The organism is Leptobacterium flavescens, from assembly GCF_010671605.1.
Lineage (GTDB): Bacteria > Bacteroidota > Bacteroidia > Flavobacteriales > Flavobacteriaceae > Leptobacterium > Leptobacterium flavescens.
In genome coordinates, this window is sequence record NZ_JAABOO010000003.1 from 366,386 (window position 1) to 388,872 (window position 22,487).

Annotated in this window: 20 protein-coding genes; 9 read left to right on the top strand and 11 right to left on the bottom strand. The window is 37.3% G+C overall.

The window, feature by feature from the left end:
* Positions 1-99: 99 nt before the first annotated feature.
* A complete protein-coding gene (locus tag GWK08_RS13865) occupies positions 100-1,422 on the bottom strand; it encodes a M16 family metallopeptidase (protein ID WP_163607822.1) in 1,323 nt (440 codons plus the stop codon).
* A gap of 211 nt (positions 1,423-1,633) precedes the next feature.
* On the opposite strand from GWK08_RS13865, the gene GWK08_RS13870 reads away from it, so the two are divergent.
* The 3 genes from GWK08_RS13870 (at position 1,634) to rpmA (ending at position 3,056) form a co-directional block, all read left to right on the top strand.
* Positions 1,634-2,098: a DUF4199 domain-containing protein gene (locus GWK08_RS13870; RefSeq protein WP_163607823.1), complete on the top strand. Its 465-nt coding sequence runs from the start codon at positions 1,634-1,636 to the stop codon at positions 2,096-2,098.
* A gap of 96 nt (positions 2,099-2,194) precedes the next feature.
* Complete coding sequence (gene rplU / locus GWK08_RS13875) at positions 2,195-2,773, top strand: 50S ribosomal protein L21 (RefSeq protein WP_163607824.1); 579 nt, start codon at positions 2,195-2,197, stop codon at positions 2,771-2,773.
* Between the two features lie 22 nt (positions 2,774-2,795).
* Positions 2,796-3,056 (top strand): 50S ribosomal protein L27, encoded by a 261-nt coding sequence (gene rpmA / locus GWK08_RS13880; RefSeq protein ID WP_163607825.1) that lies wholly within the window; start codon positions 2,796-2,798, stop codon positions 3,054-3,056.
* A 185-nt stretch (positions 3,057-3,241) separates the two neighbouring features.
* Here the strand turns inward: rpmA and GWK08_RS13885 are convergent, their stop codons facing one another.
* The 8 genes from GWK08_RS13885 to GWK08_RS13920 form a co-directional block, all read right to left on the bottom strand.
* The gene (locus GWK08_RS13885) at positions 3,242-3,457 is read right to left on the bottom strand and encodes a hypothetical protein (protein WP_163607826.1); all 216 of its coding nucleotides are present in this window, start codon (positions 3,455-3,457) and stop codon (positions 3,242-3,244) included.
* A 228-nt stretch (positions 3,458-3,685) separates the two neighbouring features.
* A complete protein-coding gene (locus tag GWK08_RS13890) occupies positions 3,686-4,750 on the bottom strand; it encodes a type I restriction endonuclease (protein WP_163607827.1) in 1,065 nt (354 codons plus the stop codon).
* A 3-nt stretch (positions 4,751-4,753) separates the two neighbouring features.
* The gene (locus tag GWK08_RS13895; protein ID WP_163607828.1) at positions 4,754-5,290 is read right to left on the bottom strand and encodes a hypothetical protein; all 537 of its coding nucleotides are present in this window, start codon (positions 5,288-5,290) and stop codon (positions 4,754-4,756) included.
* Between the two features lie 11 nt (positions 5,291-5,301).
* Positions 5,302-5,598: an HNH endonuclease signature motif containing protein gene (locus GWK08_RS13900; protein ID WP_163607829.1), complete on the bottom strand. Its 297-nt coding sequence runs from the start codon at positions 5,596-5,598 to the stop codon at positions 5,302-5,304.
* Positions 5,599-5,719: 121 nt separating this feature from the next.
* Entirely contained in the window at positions 5,720-6,016 is a 297-nt protein-coding gene (locus GWK08_RS13905) for a hypothetical protein (protein WP_163607830.1), read from the bottom strand.
* Between the two features lie 121 nt (positions 6,017-6,137).
* On the bottom strand, positions 6,138-6,803 hold the full coding sequence (locus tag GWK08_RS13910; protein WP_163607831.1) for a DNA-binding response regulator: 666 nt from the start codon (positions 6,801-6,803) through the stop codon (positions 6,138-6,140).
* 16 nt (positions 6,804-6,819) lie between these two features.
* The gene (locus GWK08_RS13915) at positions 6,820-8,898 is read right to left on the bottom strand and encodes a tetratricopeptide repeat-containing sensor histidine kinase (protein WP_163607832.1); all 2,079 of its coding nucleotides are present in this window, start codon (positions 8,896-8,898) and stop codon (positions 6,820-6,822) included.
* 52 nt (positions 8,899-8,950) lie between these two features.
* Positions 8,951-9,145: a hypothetical protein gene (locus GWK08_RS13920; protein WP_163607833.1), complete on the bottom strand. Its 195-nt coding sequence runs from the start codon at positions 9,143-9,145 to the stop codon at positions 8,951-8,953.
* Between the two features lie 384 nt (positions 9,146-9,529).
* Between GWK08_RS13920 and GWK08_RS13925 the strand changes: the two genes are divergently transcribed.
* The gene (locus GWK08_RS13925; RefSeq protein ID WP_163607834.1) at positions 9,530-10,174 is read left to right on the top strand and encodes a hypothetical protein; all 645 of its coding nucleotides are present in this window, start codon (positions 9,530-9,532) and stop codon (positions 10,172-10,174) included.
* A gap of 49 nt (positions 10,175-10,223) precedes the next feature.
* On the opposite strand, the gene GWK08_RS13930 is transcribed toward GWK08_RS13925, so the two are convergent.
* Positions 10,224-10,700, bottom strand: coding sequence for a hypothetical protein (locus tag GWK08_RS13930; RefSeq protein ID WP_163607835.1), 477 nt, complete (start codon positions 10,698-10,700; stop codon positions 10,224-10,226).
* A gap of 98 nt (positions 10,701-10,798) precedes the next feature.
* On the opposite strand from GWK08_RS13930, the gene GWK08_RS13935 reads away from it, so the two are divergent.
* The 5 genes from GWK08_RS13935 (at position 10,799) to GWK08_RS13955 (ending at position 21,222) form a co-directional block, all read left to right on the top strand.
* On the top strand, positions 10,799-10,963 hold the full coding sequence (locus GWK08_RS13935) for a hypothetical protein (protein WP_163607836.1): 165 nt from the start codon (positions 10,799-10,801) through the stop codon (positions 10,961-10,963).
* 208 nt (positions 10,964-11,171) lie between these two features.
* Complete coding sequence (locus tag GWK08_RS13940; protein WP_163607837.1) at positions 11,172-14,372, top strand: RHS repeat domain-containing protein; 3,201 nt, start codon at positions 11,172-11,174, stop codon at positions 14,370-14,372.
* 205 nt (positions 14,373-14,577) lie between these two features.
* On the top strand, positions 14,578-19,953 hold the full coding sequence (locus GWK08_RS13945; protein WP_163607838.1) for a DUF6443 domain-containing protein: 5,376 nt from the start codon (positions 14,578-14,580) through the stop codon (positions 19,951-19,953).
* Between the two features lie 2 nt (positions 19,954-19,955).
* Positions 19,956-20,510, top strand: coding sequence for a hypothetical protein (locus GWK08_RS13950; RefSeq protein WP_163607839.1), 555 nt, complete (start codon positions 19,956-19,958; stop codon positions 20,508-20,510).
* 220 nt (positions 20,511-20,730) lie between these two features.
* The gene (locus GWK08_RS13955) at positions 20,731-21,222 is read left to right on the top strand and encodes a hypothetical protein (protein ID WP_163607840.1); all 492 of its coding nucleotides are present in this window, start codon (positions 20,731-20,733) and stop codon (positions 21,220-21,222) included.
* 962 nt (positions 21,223-22,184) lie between these two features.
* On the opposite strand, the gene GWK08_RS13960 is transcribed toward GWK08_RS13955, so the two are convergent.
* Complete coding sequence (locus GWK08_RS13960; protein WP_163607841.1) at positions 22,185-22,379, bottom strand: hypothetical protein; 195 nt, start codon at positions 22,377-22,379, stop codon at positions 22,185-22,187.
* Positions 22,380-22,487 lie beyond the last annotated feature (108 nt).

The window sequence follows — 22,487 nt, forward strand, 5'->3', positions numbered from 1 at the left end:
GGAAATAAAAATTTCTTCACATTCAGGAATTCGCTTAAAAAATTTAATCATGTTAATTGGACTATAATGATGAAATTTGTTTACGCTCATTTCATTTCCTTATTTTTCTGTTTTTTCTTTAGGTAAATATTCCAGTAGTAATCGCTGGTTAGGCTTTAAATACTTGTTTGCAACTTCTTTGATATCTTCTCTGGTGATAGATCTGTAGATATCGATCTCAGAGTTGATAAGATTAGTATCTCCGTACAGCATGTGGTATCTGGCCAAAGAATTGGCAATTCCCGAGATGCTTGAATTAGAGTTTACAAACTGGTTTTCAAACTGGTTCTGAAGTTTCTGATAATCTTTTTCTGAGATCAGTTCGGTCTGGATCTTAACGATCTCATCATCCATCTCTTTAAGAATATCCTTTAGGGAGTTGCTTCCGAGTGGCAATGCAAAAAGTGCATATACTCCGTAGTCTTCCTGGCTCAGGTTTACCGCCTGAACAGCCAGTGCCATTTTCTTCTCGTCTACGATCTTTTTGTAGAGCTTGGAACTGTTACCCTGACTCAAATAAGAAGAGATCATATCCAGTACCCTGGCATCTCTGGTCTTAAAGGAAGGAGTTCTGTAGCAGGCAATGATAGCCGGGATCTGAATATTAGGATCGTAAGCCTTGGCCTCATACTGAGAAGTGATCGGATCTTCCTTTGGGAAGTTACGGGTTACCTCTTTTCCTCTTGGAATAGGCCCGAAATAATCCTTAACCATTTTTTTGGTCTTGGCAATATCTATATCACCGGCCACTACCAATACAGCATTGTTAGGCACATAGAATTTCTTGTTAAACGCAAGGAATTCATCGAGGGTAGCTGCATCAAGATGATCCAGGGAACCGATAGTAGCCCATCTGTAAGGGTGTTTTTTAAAGATGTTCTTTTTTACTTCTGCAAGGATATTCCCGTAAGGTTGATTATCAACGCGAAGTCTTTTTTCTTCTTTAACCACCTCGTTCTGGGTATCTACCCCGATCTGGTTAATAATAGGATGAAGCATTCTTTCGGATTCCATCCACAGACCTAATTCCAGGTTGTTGGAAGGGAATACCTCAAAATAGTAAGTTCTGTCGTCAGTAGTGTTTGCATTGTTGCTTCCTCCGTTAGCGGTAACGATCTTAAACCATTCTCCGCGTTCGATGTTTTCGGTACCTTCGAAAAGAAGGTGCTCAAAGAAGTGCGCGAATCCCGTACGTTCCGGATCTTCATCTTTAGCTCCCACGTGGTACATCACCGAAGTGGTAACCACCGGAGCCGTATTATCCTGATGCAGGATGACGTGCAATCCGTTGTCAAGATCGTATTCTTCAAAAGTTACTTGCTGCGCACCGGCCGTAAAGCTCAGGATGGCTGCAGAAGCAAATAGTGTTAATTGTTTTTTCATTCTGTAAATAACTTAGTGTTTTTATTCAGCTGTTTGACTAAGCATGATCGTAAATGTTACAATATTTAACAATCAATTTAGACACCAACAAATTTAGCTATTTCGGAGGGTTTCTTCCCCCTGGGAAACGAAAAAAATGAATATTGAATAAAGACCCTCTCGATTTTTTTTAGTATTTTAAAGCTGAAAACCAGTTAAATACGAAAAGCTTATGAACGTACAAAGGATTCACATTCGTTATGGTTTGATCATTGCCATAGTGTTGATTGCATATTTTTTGATCGTTAAATTATTCGGCCTTCACGAAAATATCTGGCTCAGAGTAATAAATGGTGTTATTGTTGCTTACGGAATTTATGCGGCTATCCGGTTCCGGAGATTGGTGGAAAAAGATCAGTTTGATTATTACAAAGGATTTAAGACAGGTTTACTGACCGGCTTTATAGCAACCCTGGTTTTTGTGTTCTTCATGTCGGTTTATATGTTTCATATAGACCCTTCTTTTCCGGCTACGATCATGGAGAGCTGGATGAGGGATTATCATCAGGGTCCCGGGATCTTGCTCTTTGTCCTGGCTATTGAAGGTTTTGCATCTACGGTAGTGCTCACACTTACTTTTATGCAAAAGTTCAAACCCAGCTGGAATATGTCAAAAAAAGCAGCTCAAAAGGCCTAAAACATTTGCAGTTTAATGAATTAGCAGTATATTTGCACCCGCCTATAGGAATAGGTATGTTCATTTTATAACAATAATTTAATTAAACGATACGCTATGTATGCAATTGTAGAGATAGCAGGGCAGCAATTTAAAGTTGCGAAAGACCAAAAAGTATTCGTTCATCGTTTAGCTACAGAAGAAGGGAAGAAAGTTACTTTCGATAACGTTCTTTTGTTGGATGATAACGGGAAAGTTACTGTTGGCGCCCCGGCTATAGACGGAGCCGCTGTTGAGGCTAAAGTCGTAAAGCACCTTAAAGGTGATAAAGTGATTGTCTTTAAAAAGAAAAGACGTAAGGGATACCGTGTAAAGAACGGACACCGTCAGTCTTTAACAGAGATCACAATTGAGGGTATCCTTGCTTCCGGAGCTAAAAAATCTGCGGCTAAGCCAAAAGCAGAGAAAGCTGCTCCTAAGAAAGAAGAAGCAAAGAAGGAAACTAAAGCTAAAGCTGCAGCACCAAAAGCTAAAGCGGAAGCTCCAAAGAAAGCAGCACCTAAAAAAGCAGCTGCTGCTACTGAAGACTTGAGCAAGAAAACTGTTGCCGAGTTAAAGGAAATGGCAAAAAGCAAAGGAATTGAAGGGATCTCTTCAATGAAAAAAGCTGACCTTATTGCCGCTTTAAGTAAATAATTAAGAATAAAAACGAAATAAAATGGCTCACAAGAAAGGTGTCGGTAGTTCCAAGAACGGTAGAGAATCAGAATCGAAACGCTTAGGGGTAAAGATCTATGGCGGACAGGCTGCAATTGCCGGGAACATCATCATTAGACAACGTGGTACAGCTCACCACCCGGGTGAGAATGTATACATGGGAAAAGACCATACATTACATGCCAAAGTTGATGGTATTGTAAAATTCACAAAAAAGAAGAATAACAAATCTTATGTTTCTATCGAGCCCTTTGAGGCTTAAGAAACAAGCTGTTATTTAAAAGATAGAGAACCTCTTCCGGAAACGGAGGAGGTTTTTTTGTTATAACTACCCTGGTTCTCCTGTCATCCTGAGCGCAGTCGAAGGAAAAGGAGGGGAGTACAGATAAAGAGGAAGGGTTAATCTCTGTTGTAACAGGAAAATTAAATACTACTCAATAAGTTTTGTCAGTCCTCGTATCCACACAAAGTCCTTCCTATTTTTTTGGCTTTGCTCAATGGCATTTTAACAATCTTGGCTTTACATCGGGAAAGTCCCCTGCAGTCTTTTCTAAAGTGATAGCGTTTGCTGTTTTTGCTGGCGCAAATATAAACCTCGGGATCTTCTGGAGTTCCAAAAGAAAATGAAACTAGAATGACCATCAGAAAAATTAATTTTTTCATTGCTTTAAATTTTTGGTTGATCTTATCTATACATTCCGTTTTTAACGGAAAGTTCTATAATTGGTCATCTGTAACCGCTAATGCAGTTCCTCTTTTGATCATTTACTTAAAGGTAATTCGATTCCGGGCTAATTTCTTGCTTTACTCTGTAAGGAGTCAAAGAAATCGATAAACAAAGAGTGTAGTTATTCAGCAACACCTTTGACCCTCATTGGGTTAGCTGTGTTGTTATTCTAATTTATCCTTTATGTAATAATCAATAGTGGTTAATAGTTGTTCTTCAAATCCGTAAATATCATCGACCGATTGAATAAGTTCTCTGGTTTCATCCTTGGATTCATTAAAAAGACCGATGTACTTTTTTCCACCGTTTAGATGGAGTCTGCATAGAGGTTTTCTATTATTGTTGTCTAAAAGAACCCCAAAATAAGATTGAGTATCACGATGAGAGATTCTATCAATAGAGATCTTACGCCTGAGAATAGCCACTACTACTCTAAAACCTTCCATCTCTTCTTCAGTAGTAACTACTTTGCTTTGTCCATCTTCATTGGTAACTTCTTCTTCGTGTTGTTTTTCGGCTTCCTTATTAATAGCAGCGCTTAAGCGATCATTTACCTTATCACTAATAATTTGATTAGAAGCTTTATGGACAAGTTCTGTGAACTCTTCCATAACTTTTTCGGTCAACCTGCCAGGATACACTTCTGAAGCAAAAAGCCGTACAAAATCCGGAGAGGGCGTTTGCAGTTCTTTATTGATTAATTTTTTGATTTCCCTGGTATATTTTAAAGCACTGGCATTGTTCACTATTTTGTTTACATCGAAATGAGACTTATGGAACTTTGAGATCTCATGAATGGTATTTTCTTTTAATCTGGTGATATCAAATTCCAGAAAAGGCTTTTTATCCATTTTATTTTTTTCTTCCAGATCAGTAAAGAACTGATATTCTATTCCGTTGGTAAGGACTGCAAAACGTGTTTTTGTTACGTGGAAATATCGGAATAGTTGAGAATTATGGTCATTTAGATCTTCCTTCCAATGCTTGCATTCCATGATCAGAATGGGGTTACCTTCCTGAAAAATAGCATAATCTACTTTTTCACCTTTTTTTAACCCTAAATCAGCAGTGAATTCAGGAACTACTTCGGTTGGATTAAAGGTATCATAGCCTAACAGGTTAATAAAGGGTAATACAAAAGCGTGTTTAGTCGATTCTTCGGTTTCTATTTTATCTTTTAGCTGATCTATTTTTTCAGCAAGCAGTTTAAATTGATTAGTTAGTTCCATGATTTAAGTAAGCTGTTTTTTTGCAATTTCAAGCAATTCTAATAATTTATAAAAGTCATCTCTTTTCAAAAGAACAAATGATTTGTTGTCGTGTTTTTTAATTTGTAAAAATGTTCCCCATTCATTTCTACTAAAGAAACACCCTGCTTGAAAACCGCTTCGACTTTTAAAGTTTATTTCAGTATAATTCTTGGGCACCGAACCAAAAACATTATCTCTAATAATAATAATTGATTTAATTAGGCCATCTAATTCATCTATATCCAGAGATGCTACTTTTGTGCCTGAAGAATATTTGTTGATAGTTCTTTTTTCAAACCTCAAAGCACTAAGTGATTCACCAGATATCATATCTGTAAATTGAATGATCTTAAGCTCTATACCTTCTACTTTTCCAATATCTATGGATACTTTTTTAATTAAAGTTCCTGACTTTGAAGAAAAAAGTTCCGCTTTACTTAAGTCATTTTGTTTAGATTCGTTTTGTCCTAAAATGATGTTTATTGTTAGAAGATAACAGAGTAGTATTAGTTTTTTCATGGCGATTGATTTTAACATATCCAATTAAGTTGATCCCCTTTTTTTGCATTATTCTCCCATTGCAATGGTTGCAAATTGTCGAATTCATCACCCCCTCCGTTTGAAACCGGATTAATATGATCTATTTCCCATCCGTATTGTGAATTTCTATTTCCATGCTCAGACCATTTTATAATGCTTTCACATTTATCTTTTCTGAATTCATTTGGCGATTTCCCAGGGACTATTTTCCCATCTTCCCAGACTAGTCTTATTTGACTTTCCGTCCAACTTCCACCGTTACTGTCGGTGTTTGTTTGTCTCATCATTTTTGTTGTGTTTTTAAATTGGTACATCAAACCTATAACCATTAAAAGAGAATCCCTTACGGAAATCCGTAAGGGATCATTATTTCAACAAATAAGAGTTTAATAAAAAGCTCTGTAGATTTTAGCGAAGTCCTGCATTCTTTGCTTCCTTCTTTTCAATCTCCTTCCATTTATTATAGTTCTCCTTATCATTTGCCATTAGGTATGCCTGTGCCGTTAAACCTGCCTGCAAATATGCATCCATAGCATCTCCGTTTTCCTTTGCAATTTTGTATTGCTCTTCAGAATCTCTGGCTAACTCATTTTCAATTCTATCCAATTCCATATCCGTAAAACTTTCAGCTCCGCAGTATAGAATAAGATTGATCAATACAATGAGGATTATTGTTCCGATTCCGATCTTTACACTTTTTTTCATTATTAGATTTATTAATGATTAAACAAATACTTTAGTGATTCAAACTTAAGCTCACCGAAAAAAAATCCCTTACGGTATTTAGTAAGGGATACAACTATTTGTTTAAAAGAATTAAAAAAGATCAGATCAATCCCATATCCTTTATGATGGATACCAGGTGGGTAGAATTCCTGGCTTTAAAATGGATCTTTAATTTGTTAAGACGTTTTTCTATGGTACTGGTACTGTTGGGATATTCTCCCTTCTTTTTAAGATAATCGCCTATTTCTTCCTGGCGAAAACCATCGGAAAGCAGTTTAACCAGGCGGATGTCATAAGGAGAGATCTCTACCACATTTTTTTTGGTCAAGGCATCGGCAACTTCCGAAGAAATGTATTTTTTATGATTATAAACATCTACGACAGCATTTTTTAGTTCTTCAGACCCCTTCCGGCCTTTACATACATAAGCGTCGATCTGTAATTCATCAAAAAGCTTCCGGATCTTCTGAGGCCGGTCTTCTACCGAAAAGATAATAACTTTTAAATCCGGACTTTCCTCTTTTAAGGCTTTGATAAGTTCTTCCCCCGAAGGGTATTTTTGTTCGCGATGGTCCTGTTTAAAGGAAAGATCACTAATAAGCAGTTCAAAAGGAGATCCGTCCAATTCTGCCCTTTTAACCTTTATATACGCATCGTCACAGTACTGGGCAAAAACCGGTTCGGGCATCCCGAGTTCATTAAAAACAGAGGCTACTCCCCGGTTAATATTCTCCAAATCTTCAGCAACCAATACTTTTTTAAACATATACTATTACTTTTAATTAAACAGAAAATCTGATGTTAGCCTTAAATCCTTTTTCGGCTATAGTATCAAAAGTAATGCTTCCTTTTATTGCCCGGATACGGTTTTCCGCATTCTGCAATCCGTTTCCGTTTTCTATGGTTATTCCTGTAATTCCCTTTCCGTTATCTACATAGTGAATATGCATTTTGGAGTCTTCTTTTTTAAAGCTCAGTACCACCAGGCTGGCCTGGCTGTGTTTTTTCATATTTACCATCAGCTCCTGCAGAACCCGGTACACTTCCATCTTTTTATGTTCTGCTATAGCTTCCCAGCTTTCGGGTTCCAACCCGTTTATAACAACTGTTACCCCTTCCGACCCATAGGAGGAAAGCATTTCCTTAAGCTGAGGCACAAAGTATTTTCCGGTTTCTATGGCATTGGTCTCCTTAGAGATATCCCGGGTACGCTGATAGATATTTTCCAGTTTATCAAGGACTTCTTCGGTTCCTTCCTGTTTATCGGATTCCGGATGCTGTAAACGGGTCATCACTCCGTAAACATCATTGGCCAGCTCGTCATGTAATCTTTTAGCCAGTTTTGCTTCGGTTTCATACACTTTTTTGATCTTTTCTTTCTTATGACGAGTAGTTATTATGAAATAAAGAAAGATAAAAGATATTAAGACCAGGATTCCTATCGAGCTAATAAAATTGGATTTTCTTCCCTCTATTTCATTTGCAAGAGCTAATTCGAGATTATCTCCATTTAGCTTTAAAATTTCTTTTTCCTTTTCCTCTGTTTCAAATCGTATTTTGGCGAATTGATCAACAGAGCTTCTTTGCTCAAAAGTCAGACTATCATTTAAGTGCTTGTATCTTGCGGTAATCAAGATTAAATTTTCTTTTAAATCAATTAAATAACCCAGTGCTTCTTTCTCAGCTTCTGGGCTGTTAATTTTTTTACTCAATTCATGAGCTATTTGGGCATGTTTAATTGCTTTGGTTCTTTGGTTAGATGTTAAATAAAATTTGAAAAGATGAATATTGCTAGCGAATTGACCTGTATAATCGTTTAATTTTTTTCTTATTTCTAAGGCTTCTAACATTTCAATTTCCCCTTCCGGAATTTCTAGCTTCCCTTTTGCATAACCTAAATTGTCAAGGTACCTGGCTTTTTTATCCAAGTTTTTTAAAAGGGATATTTTAGGGTGCTTTAATATCTCTTGGAGTAGATCAATTGCTAGATAATATCTTTCTTGTCCAATATAAATTAAAGCTCTTGTGTTCGAATAAATTGCAAGATTAATTGATATAGTGTCCTTCACAGTCTTAATTGCCATATTGTTCCATTTAAGTGCTTCTTCATAATTCTTTAGTTCTTTGGAAGAAACAGAAATGGTATGATACAGATTGCCAATAAATTCATTATTGTCAATGTTTTTCAGAAACTTTAAAGCGTCTGTGGTTGATTTTTCACTTCCATAAAAATCGCCTCTCTTTTTCTGAATATTTGCCATATTCTGTAAGCACTTTGCAACATACAAACTGTCTTTTAAAAGCTCATAATAATGCTTTGCGCTATTGTAGTATTTAAATGACTGGAATTGCTCACTGGATTGATAATTGAGCCCCAATTTGTACAATGCACTTGCTATATTTACTGTGTCATCCACAAACTCAGCATGCTTCAAAAGCTCTAGAGAAGATTGTATAGCAGATTGATAGTCTTTCTTGTTTCTTTGGTACCTACTTAACCTGGAATAAGCTTGAATTATATATTGAGTATCTTTCTTTTTTGTTGAAATATTCAACAGTTGATGAGAGTATTTAAGAGCACTATCATATTGCTTACGTATCCCAAAAAGATATGCCTTGTAATATAGGTTTTTTAACACTAAAGAATCTAGAGAATAATTTTTAGATATAGATAATGCGGTGTCAATATTCTTGAGACGCTCTATTTTGGAAAGACTTTTATCATTAGCTGAATCAAAGTAACTTTGAACATCTGTAATCACATCATGAATAGTCTCCAGTTTTTGTGGAGAATTAGCTTTGTCGCATGAAAGAACAGTACAAAGAATAAGAAAGGAGGATAAAAATAAAAGTTTTTTCATCCTCCTAAATTAAGAAAACTAACTCCGGTTTATATTAAAAATCGACGAATAGCTAGTTACCACCTCCGTTGATATCACCATTTTCTTCCTCTTCCTCCTCTTCTTCCTGATTGGTTTCATCATCTTCTCCAACGGTTGCCAACTCATCCGTATAAAGAGATTCGGTATCGGCTATGGTTTCATCTGTACAGGAAAACATAAAGAGGTTTCCCAAAAAAAGTACTATAATCAAAATTAATTTTTTCATGATTTATGATTTAAAAATTGAACAATGGAGTTGCTGCCCGGGCATTGGCCCGGGATCTGTTTTTTGTTTTCAGCAACCCGTTAAAGGGGGAGTACTCCTTGTTTTGGGAAGTAGAAATCCGATACGGTAGCTTTGGGTTACTTCCCGTTTGACCTTCGGCCAGCCGCATTACGGATTTCCGTATTGATTACTAATGGTATTATGCTTTATTTGCGATTCAACCACTTCATCAATCTTGGATCAAAGTAAATCATGAGGTGATGGACAATTGCAGACAGAATTTGTACAAGATTTTCCAAAAACTGTCCATCGAAATTGTCTAAAGAATGTCTGTAAATTGTCCGGGCTTATTTTTAATTTTAAAGCATATAATCTGAGGAATTTATGGTAGGAAAATTGCTGAGTGACGCATTTAAAAAAGCGAAAAAGCAGAGTGGTAATAGCTCTGATCATGGAGTGGCAAAATACTTAGCCGATATTATGACGGATGATTTCAAATCGCCGATTACGACAAAATCAATGACGAGATATTTTAAGGGAGAACAAAGCCCTAAAAAGGATCTCAGGGATGCTTTGGCTAAATATCTGGAATATGAGAACTATGAAGATTTTGTACTTAAAAATTCAAAGAAAGGATCTTTAAAGTTTTCTAAAAAAGGGATAAGAGCCTTGATCCTGTCAATAGTGGTATTAGTAGCTTATTTTGTTTATTCACAGCTAATCAATTTCGGAAAAAGCTATATGCATTGGATAGATGATCATTACGAAGAAGTAGCTGCCAAAGACACTTTAGGGAAAATCGGAGTAAAAGAACTCGATAAAAAATTACTACAGGAATTTAAAAAAATAAAGGTTTGCGATACCACCACCTTTTTTATTGAAGGCAAGCCTATTATCTGGTATTTTAAATCCAATAATGAGTATGAGTATTTTACGGCACCCGGCCTTCATCCTGTTAATGGAAAAACATTAAAAGTGGTGTCAACAGAACACGCAAGAATTGTTCATGATGAGGTAAAATGTGAATAGACAGGATCTGTACAAAATGAATATAATGGGGTTTTAAAAAGGACTTTCCTTAGGAAAGTAAAAGTGCTGACCTTATCTCATCTTCATTCCGGATACCTATCAAAAACTTTTTTCCGTTTTTTAATTTTATGGATAGACCTTTGTTGCCTCTTATCCTGTAAACGGAACCGTATTTTATACTGATCCTTATCCCGGCACTTAACATCTTATACTCTATAACTTCCATCTTTTCTATATCCTGAATGGGTATTTTTTTTCTGAAAAGAGGAAAAAAATGAATACTGATAAATTTGGCATCAATACTTAAGCTTAAACTCAGAACACATAAAAAACAAAAAACGCCCAGCAGAGAAATTGTAAAAACAACTAAACCGGTATTCGACATTGGATAATCACCCAGAGGAATACCTAAAAATAACTGCTGATAGGTTCTATAGATAAGATATACACCAATAATAAATAAGAATACACAAAGCCAGAGAGGGGCAAATCTTTGCTTTTCTGAATAGTTGATTTCTTTTGTCATTTGGAATAATGTTTTATTGTGATCTAAATAAAATAGAAGTTCTAATTATTTGAAAACCACAATAGATAACTCAATCCTGAATATAAGGAAAAAAGGATGTGAAATTTATTATTTATGTTTTTGCAGTGGCCAGGGGATTGCTTCTCCCGATATCCATTGGGATCGCAATGACCGATTATAAGAATAATGTCTTCGCGAGAGGAACGAAGCGACCTCACAATGCCAGACTCTCCTCTGCAATACGGATGAAACACTTTTCTTAAGCCAATTTCTCAGATTTCATGAAATAATCAGAACAAACTTTGTTGTTAAATGGCTGATTTACAGATTGCTATTTTTGATTTCGTGAAACAAATCTTCTGTTGATGAAAAATACTTATCTGTTATTCATTAAGTAATTAGTTTTAATGTTGAAGGCACCCTTTTGCCTTTGCAACTCTAAACCATTGGGGCGGAAAAAATCCGAACTGAATGAGAACTATAATTTTATACATACTGTTTATTGGGTTTTTGTATCCAAATGCGTACTCGCAAACGGAATTGCCCAATATTGTTCCCTTGAGTCCTAATGCGGCATCGATCGCAAAATATGGTGAAATCCCTATAAGTTATTTTACGGGGCTGCCGAATATCAATATTCCTGTCTTTGATATAGTATCTACAGAATTGAGTCTGCCGTTATCTCTGAATTATCACTCAGGAGGTAATAAGGTAGAGGCTATTGCTTCTTGGGTAGGCCTGGGCTGGTCCCTGAACAATATTCCTTCTATTTCCAGGAATGTCAGGGGGATTCCGGACGAAGGAACAGGAGGGTATTTTTCAAAATTTCAGGGAAAGACCGTCAAAGAGTTGTGGGATGAGAATGATAGCGGGAATAGTACTTCCTATGATCAGTTTCGGGCATATTTATATCAGAGAGAAGTGGATTCGGAGCCAGATATTTTCTATTATAACCTTCCAACAGAGAGCGGGAAATTTTTTTATAACCAGGAATCGGATGAGTTTGTGACTTTCCCAAAGTCTAATGTAAAAATAACGAGAAACGGAAATAACTATAATTTACGGACCCAGGACGGAGTGGAATACGTTTTTGATATAAGGGAAATGACAACTGCCAGAGGAGGGGCTTTATTCAACCCGATTATTTCGAGTTGGTATTCTTCAAAGATGATCTCTGCCAACCGTAGAGATACAATAAGTTTTAGATATATATCGGAAAATCAATTTTATAAAACAAAATCTGCAATAACCAAATATCAGTGGATCGGGGGAGATCCGGTTAGTATACCTTCCAGTCTGGAAAGCATTAATACTACAAATACGATTAATGCAAAGATACTTTCGGAAATAAGGTTTAAAAAAGGCTATATCCGCTTTAACAGAAATACCGAAGAAAGAGAGGATCTGCAGGGAGGACATAGTTTAAATAATATCTCGGTTTATAATTATAAAAATGAACTGATCCGTAAATACCATCTCACTTTTAAATATTTGCAAGCTAATAACAGCTGTTCCAGGGAGAGCAGTTATTCTCATAAATGGATGTTACTTGAAAAACTGGAAAATACTTCTCCTGATTTAGTTACCAAATTAACACATCGGTTTTCCTATAACGAGAACTCCACTCCTCCATGCCGATTAAGTCCTGCACAGGATTATTGGGGATATTATAACGGTCGTATTTCCAATGTGAATCTTATTCCTACCGTAAATATTCCGAATTCAAATCCCCCATTACAAATTGCAGGAGCTAATCGAGAGGTAAATTCTGTAAGATCGCAATTCGGGATCATAGAAAAAATAATATATCCAACGGGTGGCTATACTGAATTTGACTTTGAAAACAACGAAGCAGATGCCGAGGATCTGCCACCACAATACACAACCGATTTTGCATTTCTGGAAGGTGAGGGCGAAGGTACTCCGACAACAGATTATTATGAGCAGGCTTTTACGATCAATAACCCTTCCGATTCTTTTCTCAATGGTAATAACCCGAATGGCGGAGCTACCGTAAGTTTTGAAATAGGATACCCCGGTTGCGATATTTCTGCCGGGGCCAATTTCTGCGCTGTATTCAGACTAAGAGGGAATTCTTCGGAGAATTCCAGCGTTAACTATTCCTTGCATACCGATAGAAATTTTTATTTGCCTAACGGCGATTATAAAATAACGGCTTCCTTTAACCAGGATCCTCCTCAGTATCAGGAATTCTATTTTACGGCCACATGGAATATAATAGATACAACTGCTGAACAGGACAATAGATATGCAGGAGGTTTAAGGGTAAAAGAGATCAGAAGCTATGTTAACTCATCTTCCGTACCGATAATCAAAAAATATAAATATACTACTGCTTATTCATCTACCGAATCTTCAGGTGATATCTTTAGTGAGCCGAATTTTAGCTTTTCAGACGAGATGGAATACCATGTTTGGACTTATGATCCCAGATTGGCGGCTTCAAGTGTTAAAAGGGGTAATTATCTTAGAATAAGATCTTTCAGTAACACTCAACAAATAAGTCATTCCGGTGCATTTGTAGGGTACAAGAATGTAATTGAAGAAACCAGCAATGCAGATGAAACAGGATATACGGAATATAAATTTTCACACCTGAGAGATATTCCTTTCGGTGGGTTTCCTTATCCACCGGCGCAGAGTAGTGAACTGGACAGAGGGCAATTATTAGAGGAGATCAATTATAAAAAACACAATGATATCTTTATTCCGGTTCAAAGAAGATTATTGGAATATACGAGTCAATCTTATGATCTGAGCGGCACTTCCTATCCGGTTTATTCTTTTGGCCTTAAATGGGAGAATAATATCATATCCAACGATCCGAGCCAAAATACCCTCTTATACGAGTATGCCCAGAACCTGGTAGAGTATGAAGTAGATGGTGGTTGGAACAGTTTGTCCAGAGAAACGGTAGAAAATTATTATGGAAACGATACCATAAAAAGAATCACCAACTATTATTATGATAATTCAACTCATCTCAACAGGACCAGAACAGAAATAACAGATAGTAATGGTAATACACGATTAGATAAAATAAACTATCCTCAGGATATTGCCGATCCCAGCTCTTCCGTTACCGCTTTAATCAATCAAAATCGTTTGAAGATACCAATTGAAGAGGAAACAACTCAAAATGGAGCGGTTCAGAAACAATCTACTGTTTTCAGAGATTGGGGTAGTAACATTATCCTTCCGGAATTTGTTCAAACTTCTAAAAACGGAAGTGCTTTGGAGAACAGGATCGTATTTAAAGATTACGATTCGGAAACTAATATTCGTGAGATCTCCAAGGCTGATGGTACCTCCATCAGTTACATTTGGGGATACAATAACCAATACCCGATTGCCAAAATAGAGAATGCAACCCTGGGTGAGATCGCTTCGGCATTGAATATTACGGAAGAAGTCTTAAAGACTTATGACGAATCCAATCTATCTGAAATTAACGATTTGAGGCAAAGCCTGCCTAATGCCATGATCACTACCTACACCTACAGGCCTTTGGTAGGAGTGACCAGCATGACCGACCCCAGGGGTTATTCTGTCTTCTATGAATATGATGGTTTTCAACGCCTGATCCGGATAAAGGATGCGGATGAAAATATATTGTCAGAATACACATATCACTACAAAAACGAGGATTAACTCTGTGTGATTTCATGAAACAACCAAAACAGGGTTCATTATTAAATAACTGATTTACAGTTGTTTGTTTTTGATTTCGTGAAACAAATCCTCTGTTGATGAAAAACACTCAACTGCTGTTCTTTAAGTAACTAGTTTTAATGTTGAAGGCATCCTTTGCCTTTATCAACTCTTAAACCATTGGGGCGGAAAAAAATCCGAACTGATGAGTATAAAAAAATATGTATTAGTAGTAGTATTGAATTTTATGTGTTTAACCGCTTTTACTCAGGAAGAAATCCCTTTGAATTCCCTCATAGAAGATTTTCCTGCTGAGGATTGCCCGTATGTAAATTCGGCACCTTCTGTGACCAACCATTGTGGATATACCCAACTATCGTGGTCTGCCGTTCCCCCTTTTAATGTTTCCTGGTATTGGCAAAGTACTCCTAATGGTACCAGTACAGCAAACTCTTCTACTACTATAAACAGGACCAGTGGTACGGTTTATTATATCAGAGCAAAAAATTATAATACGAATTGTTGGGGAAATTCCAGAGCAGTTAATTATACGGTGAATGCCAGTCCGGCAATACCTCCTTTACCCACAGTAGCTAATGGTTGTGGAAGCGTCAGGATCACCCGTGATACGCCTCCTTCGGGCCAGACCTGGTACTGGCAAAGCAGTGCTACCGGAACCAGCACTGCCAATTCTTCCAGCAGTATACTAAGGGCCGGAGGAACCGTAGCTTATTTACGTGCAAAAAGCAATAGCGGAAATTGCTGGGGCCCGACCAGAACCATTCGTTACAGTGTTCCCCGTGTTCCTTCGATGCCGGAAACTGTTTCAATAAACAGAAGCTGCGGACGAACCACTTTAAGCAGAAGCAACCCTCCACATGGGATCACCTGGTATTGGCAAAGCAGTGCTAATGGTACCAGCAGGGCCAATTCGGGTACAACTATTACCCGAACCTCAGGCACCGTGTATTACCTGAGGGCCAGAAATAACAGTAGCGGCTGCTGGAGTGCAGCAAGAAGAGTAAATTACAGTATTATCCCCACTCCCGTGATCCCCAGTATGCCCACCATTACCAATAATTGCGGGAGTACTGTCCTTAGAAGGAGGACTCCGCCCAGCGGGCAGACCTGGTATTGGCAAAGTAGTGCCAATGGAACCAGCAGGGCTAATTCCGGGGCAAGTATTACCCGAACCTCAGGGAGTGTATATTATCTGAGGGCCAGAAATAACAGCAATGGCTGTTGGGGCCCTTCCCTGGCAGTTTCCTATACGATTGATGAAGTACCACCTGCGCCCAGAAATATCAGGGTAACGGATGGTTGTAATAATGTTATACTTACGGCGGGCCTCCCCCCAGCAGGAGAGAGCTGGTACTGGCAGGATTCTCCTGCAGGTACCAGCACCTCCATTTCTACACTTAGTATTATCCGCACCACCGGAAGTATCTATTATATAAGATCTAAAAGTAACAACAGCGGCTGTTGGAGTACTGCTACAGAGATTAACTACACTGTACCGCGACCCGTTTCCTGGTATGCAGATACCGATGGAGATGGTTTTGGAGATGATTCGGAAATGATCTCCTCCTGCAACCAGCCCGAAGGTTACGTAAACAATAACCGGGACCGTTGTCCGGATACCTATGGATTGTATAATGGCTGTGAGTATATTCCGGTCGTCCTTAGCAGTAACAGGAACTATATCTATACCCGGACACCTCAGGTAGCGATGAGTGTTATAGACAGCACGACCATAAAGAACAACACCGACCTTATAGAAGAGGTGGTTTATATGGATGGCCTGGGCAGACCGGAACAGCAAATTGCTTTAAAACAATCGCCCGATAAAAAAGATATTATTACACCTGTATTTTATGATTCTCTGGGCAGGCAGCCTAAAACCCATTTGCCATACAAAGCAACGGGTACTATAGGGAACTACCGAACCAACGACCAGGAACTGGCAGTACAGAACTATTATAATGTTCATTACCCGGCAGATTTCTCGGAGGTGGCTATAGAAGATATTAATGCCTATTCGGAGATACTTTTTGAAGCTTCTCCATTAAACCGCCCGTTAAAACAGGCTGCTCCGGGTAAAGCCTGGAAGCTTGACAGCGGTCATGAAATAGAGTTTGCATATCAAGCCAATAGCGCGAATGATTCGGTGCGTCTTTTTAGGGTTGGTTTTACCGATAACAATACCGCAGCTCCGTATCTGATCAGTTCTTCGAGCTATTATTCCCCTGCCGTATTGTATAAGACCATTACCAGAGATGAGAATCACCCCGGTGGTGAAACAAAGAACCATACCACGGAAGAATTTAAAGATAAACAGGACAGAGTGATCTTAAAGAGAAGTTATAATTACTCCTCTCCCTCAGGGGGAGGCCGGGAGGGGGTGTACGATACCTATTATGTTTATGACGATTTTAATAACCTGACCTATAGTATTCCACCCGGGGTAGATATTTCTGATGGGGTGAGTACTACGGAACTTAACGAACTCTGTTATCAATACAAATACGATCACAGAAACCGGATGATCGGAAAAAAAGTACCCGGTAAGGGATGGGAAGATATAGTATACAATAAACTGGACCAGCCAATTTTAACGCAGGATGCGAATATAAGAACACAAAACAAATGGATATTTAGTAAATATGATGCTTTTGGGAGGTTAGCGTATAGCGGAATGTACAACAGCAACAAAATAAGGGATAGCCTTCAGGTAGCGGCAGATGCTGTTAGCGATCAGTACGAGCTTAAAACCACTACCGCTGATACCCTGGCGGCTACTCCCGTTTATTACAGCAACCATGCATATCCTGTTGATAATCTGCAGGAGATATTCACCATAAATTACTATGACAACTACCTGTTTAACAGGGACAGTCTTTTAGTCCCGTCCGATAGTATTTATGGACAGGCAATGGTAGCCAGTGTCAGAGGGCTGGCAACCGGTAGTAAAATACGGGTATTGGGTAGTGATACCTGGATTACTACCATTACCATCTATGACAAAAAAGGCAGGCCTATCTATACGGCCAGCAAGAATAACGAATTGCATACTACCGACATTACAGAAACAAAACTGGATTTTACCGGAAGGGCCCTGGAAACCAGAAGTACTCATACCAAAGGCAGTAACGACTCGATCGTAATCGTAGAAAAGTTTAGTTATGATCATGTGGGACGTTTAAAAAAGCATACCCATAAAATAGGAGAGCAGGAAGAAGAACTGATAGCTGAAAACACCTATGACAACCTGGGGCAGCTAATACAAAAGAAGGTTGGTGGGCTTTCCTCTCCCTCTGGGGGAGGTGCCGAAGGCGGAGGGGGTCTACAAACGGTGGACTATGCCTACAATATAAGAGGTTGGTTAAAGGCCATTAATGATACAGATGCCATTGGAGATGACTTGTTTGCATTTAAGCTGCACTATAATGATCCGGTTTCGGGTGCAGCCCTGTATAACGGGAATATCAGTCAAACCCGATGGAAAACAAAAAATACGGATCAAAGCTTAAAATCTTATAGCTATACCTACGATGCTTTAAACCGTATAAAGACAGCTACAGATAATACGGGTCGTTATAGCCTACAAAGCATTGACTATGATAAAAACGGAAATATCCTTTCACTAAACCGGAGAGGGCATCTGGTAGAAACCCCGGATCCGGATATACTTTCAGACTGGGGAATTATGGATAGTCTGAGCTATAATTATGATAACGGGAACAAACTGCTAAAGGTTAGGGACAATGGAAATAACACCTATGGTTTTAAAGATGGCAGTAATACCAACAATGATTATGAATACGACCTGAACGGGAACCTAAAACTGGACAGGAACAAGGGAATAGACTCCATTGCTTATAACTACCTGAACCTCCCGGAAATGATAGTAAAAGCAAACGACACGATCTTCTATGTGTATGATGCCAGCGGGATGAAACTTAAAAAAACCGTCAGGGAGGGAGGTTCCTTAACCACTACCGAATATGCCGGTAATTATATTTATAAGAATAACAATCTGGAGTTTATCCATACTCCGGAAGGCTATATAGAACCCGGTGTTACGTCGAGCGCCTTGTCTGCTGACAGGCAGGGAGTCCAGACCTATGATTATATCTATCAGTATAAAGATCATCTGGGGAATATACGATTAAGCTATCAGGATAACCCGACTGTACTTGCTAATGACACCTTTGAAAGTGAAACGCATGGCTGGCTGGGAAGTTCTGCAACCATAACACCGGAAAACGGTAGGTTAAAGGTAAGTGTTAGAGATAGATGGAGGGGCGCTCAAAAATTCCTGGATGTTGAAGTTGGTGACACCATAAACTATAGACTGGAACTGGATAAAGCTACTACGGGTAGGCTTTTGCTGGTGTTATTTGAACATGACCAGGATTTGATTAAACTAAAGACCACTGTTGTGAACTACGATGCCAATGGTATTTTAAGTGGTGAATATATAATAACCCATGGCTCCAAGCTCAGAATAAAAATAGAAAAGACAGACGGAGGTGATCTTGGGGTACAGACCCATTATTATCTGGATAATGTAAGAGTAACAAAAAAGAATATTCAGATACGGGAAGAAAACAACTATTACCCCTTTGGGTTAAAACATAGGGGGTATAATAATTTGATAAGCGGCCGGGATCATAAGTTTGGATATAATGGAAAAGAGCTGGATGAGGAATTAGAACTTAATTGGAGTGATTTTGGCGCAAGACGTCATTTACAGGAGTTGGGTAGATGGATGAGCATAGATCCGTTGGCAGATGAATATGATAGTTATTCACCATTTAACTCCATGATGAATAACCCGATTAATTTTATTGACCCTGATGGAATGGCTGCCAGATGGATTCCCAGGGTTCTGGAAGATGGAACTGTAGTTTATATTGCAGAAGCCGGAGATAGCGCAGAAACACTCTCAAGCCAGTATAATATTAGCCAGGATGAAGCAGAAGCAATAACCGGAACTGAAGGAAATACCAAAATTAAGAAAGGAACCCAAATATCCGGGCAAACTGTGAAAGATGCAACAGGGAGCGAAGTGCTTAAACTAAACTTGAAATCAGAACTTGCTACTGAGCAAAGGCAATTTGAGCAGATATTATTTGCTTTCGATCATAGTAAAACAAAACCTTCTGAAGGTGATTTGTTCAGAACAAACTTCATAACAGACCCTGAAAATTACTTTAGGAATACGACGGGAGTTGGTTCATTATCTGGAACTGCATCAGTAGATTTAGGTGATAGAAATGTAAAAGTAACATATGATTTCCCACTATACAGACAAGGAACGTTGGAGAGCAACCCAGGTGTCTTTTTATGGGTAAATAATTTTAATATGACTCACCAAAGAGGAATAAAATCCCCTTCTTTAAGACCTTTTGGTGCTAATACTGAAGGTTTTATTGGAGAAACTTTAAACCCAAATACAAGACGAAGAGGGCCATACGACGGAAATTGGAATATAAATGTACATTCAAGTAATTATAATGCTATAAAGAAAAGAATAAGGAAAAAATTTCCTATTAATATTTCTTATTTTAAAAATTAACTATGAAACAAAATATTTTAATCCTTCTATTATTATTTTCTTTCAGTTTGAGTAAGGCTCAACAGAAAGAATATTTACAAAAATTAAATGACTGTATTAATGAAAGAGTAAATCTTAAGATAAAAAAAATGTATGGGATTGACTCTTTTGATTATTACAAATTAATTAATAAGGTTGAAGCTGTTGTTTTTAATAACCCTAATAAGGAAGGTTATATGGAATATGTCAAAAAAATTGAAAGCGGGAATTTTTCGAAAAATAAATTGATTGAAGAAGGTTTAGATGAAATGAATAGGACGGGCTTTTTCGTAAGTACACATATTGTCGATATTCTAAATAACTGCCCTTACATTGCTTTGAATGCAAATCAATTAGGAGAAACACCTATGAGCAAAAGGCAGAAGGTTATAGAACAATCCTATTCGAATTCGAATGCAAAGAATACTTTAATCGATTACTTTAATTTGACCTCTATTAAAGACTTTGAACATATAGAATTCAGATCCCCTATACTAATAATGATTTTGGCTAATTATTTAAAGTTAAATCCTAGGTGATTGATTTAGTATGATAATATTCTCGTTTGCTAGCACAGGACGTTTCTGACACTATAACTAATGATTTTTGATAACAGGTTTTTATTCAGAAATAGTATTTCTAAAACGTATGGCACTAGTCTCAGACTAGTGCCAACCGAAGACCTTTTTGCAAAGGCACATCCTATTGCGGCTCAAGTTCTTGACTTGGTGGTTGGCGGTACTGAATAAAGAAAATTATATGAAAAATTATGTAGTCCTAATTTTAATATTGTTAACCATAGGTTGTAGACCTTACGATGAAAAAGAAGTAACCATAACAAAGGATTATGTTATTAATCCCAATTGGGATAAGAATAGCAATAGTTTTGATGTGATAGTAATGAGGTCAAAAGAAGATTCTGAAAAAGTAAATCCCTCAACCGCAACATCACTTGAGCTTTTAAATAATTTAGTGAAAGATATGGAGTCTTCTTATGGAGCCAATGTTAAGTACAATGGTACAGATTATTCCAAAAGAAAGGTATACTTTAATAGGGACAATGGCTTTCTTTGGTGGGCAGATTTTCATAATTCAAAATCAACAAAAAAAGTTTTAGGCGAATTAAAAAAAGAAACTTGGTATTTACTTGCAGGATTATCTAAAGTGAATACTTTATACTACGTTTATATAGATTCCACAGGTGAGTTGTATACAGTAAAAGTACCGGCATCAGACTGGACGAATATTTAAACTATAACCGCTCAAATAGTGGTTTTTTAATGTATAAGTCTTTTTAACTTGCTATGTTATTTACTCAGGCTTTGATGTAAAAAAGTGAGGAAAAGTTATTTAGCGCAGAGTGTTTCTGGCGCTATGACTAATGATTTTTGTTAGCAGGTTTTTTATTCAGAAAGCGTATTTTTAAAATGTATAGCGCTAGTCACAGACTAGCGCCAACTTAATCGTATTTATCCTAAACTAATTCTCCTGTATTTCTTCAGTTTTCATGAAGCAATTTTATATCATTAAAATATTAACGTATTGAAAATCAGTATCCTATTTTTATTTTCATGAAAGAAAAATCACATTCATGTAAAAGGAAATAAACTACCATTTTTAATGCTTACTTTGGCTTTATGAATTTCAATTCATAATAAAAAATGGTGGCTGTTTTCAACAGCTTCATCATTGGTGTTTAGTAATTAGCAAAGGTGGAACTTTCCGGGTTCTGATACGATCTTTTCAATTTAAAGTTAAATACCAGACGGTTACAGAATTACTTTTGTTGTTTTTAGACTATTCTTCTAAAAGTTTTTCGATAAGCTTTGTCCGGTAAAATAGTTAGTTACAAAGTCGTTCAGACATATCATATACCCGGGTTCCGCCTTTGTTTTTTATGTTTCTTCAAATAGCAACAGCATAATCTCCGTAGTAAAAGAAAATATAAGCCAGGATATTCCAATGATAATTGGAATACTCCTGTAAAATGTTATATGCCTAAACCTTATTTTACCCGGTATTTTTTTCAATTTTCATGAAACGTCTTTGTGTCATCACATTATCAACTAATTAATAATCAGTATCTTATTTTATTTTCACGAAAGAAAAATCATATACATGTAAAAAGAAATAAACTACGGTTTTTAATGATTAATTTGGCTACGTAAACTTTAATTTCATAATAAAAGGTGATTGTTGTTTTTTCAACATCATCAGGTATTTAGAACTTGCAAAGGTGGAGCCAGAACATCCACCTTTGTTTGTTTATGCCATTCCCTCCGGATCGCCATTATACAGATCAGCATAGAGTAAAATACATTATTCAGTATTCCATCACCATCCCAGCATTTTAATACAGATAATAGCCTTCTAAGCTTTTTAATTGCATGTTTTTCCCGGTTTTTCATGAAGTAACTTTTTATCATCAAATTTTTAGTGAGTTGATATACAGTGTTTTATTTTGATTTTTATGAAAGAAAAACTACATACGTGAAAATGAAATAAAACTGTCCTTT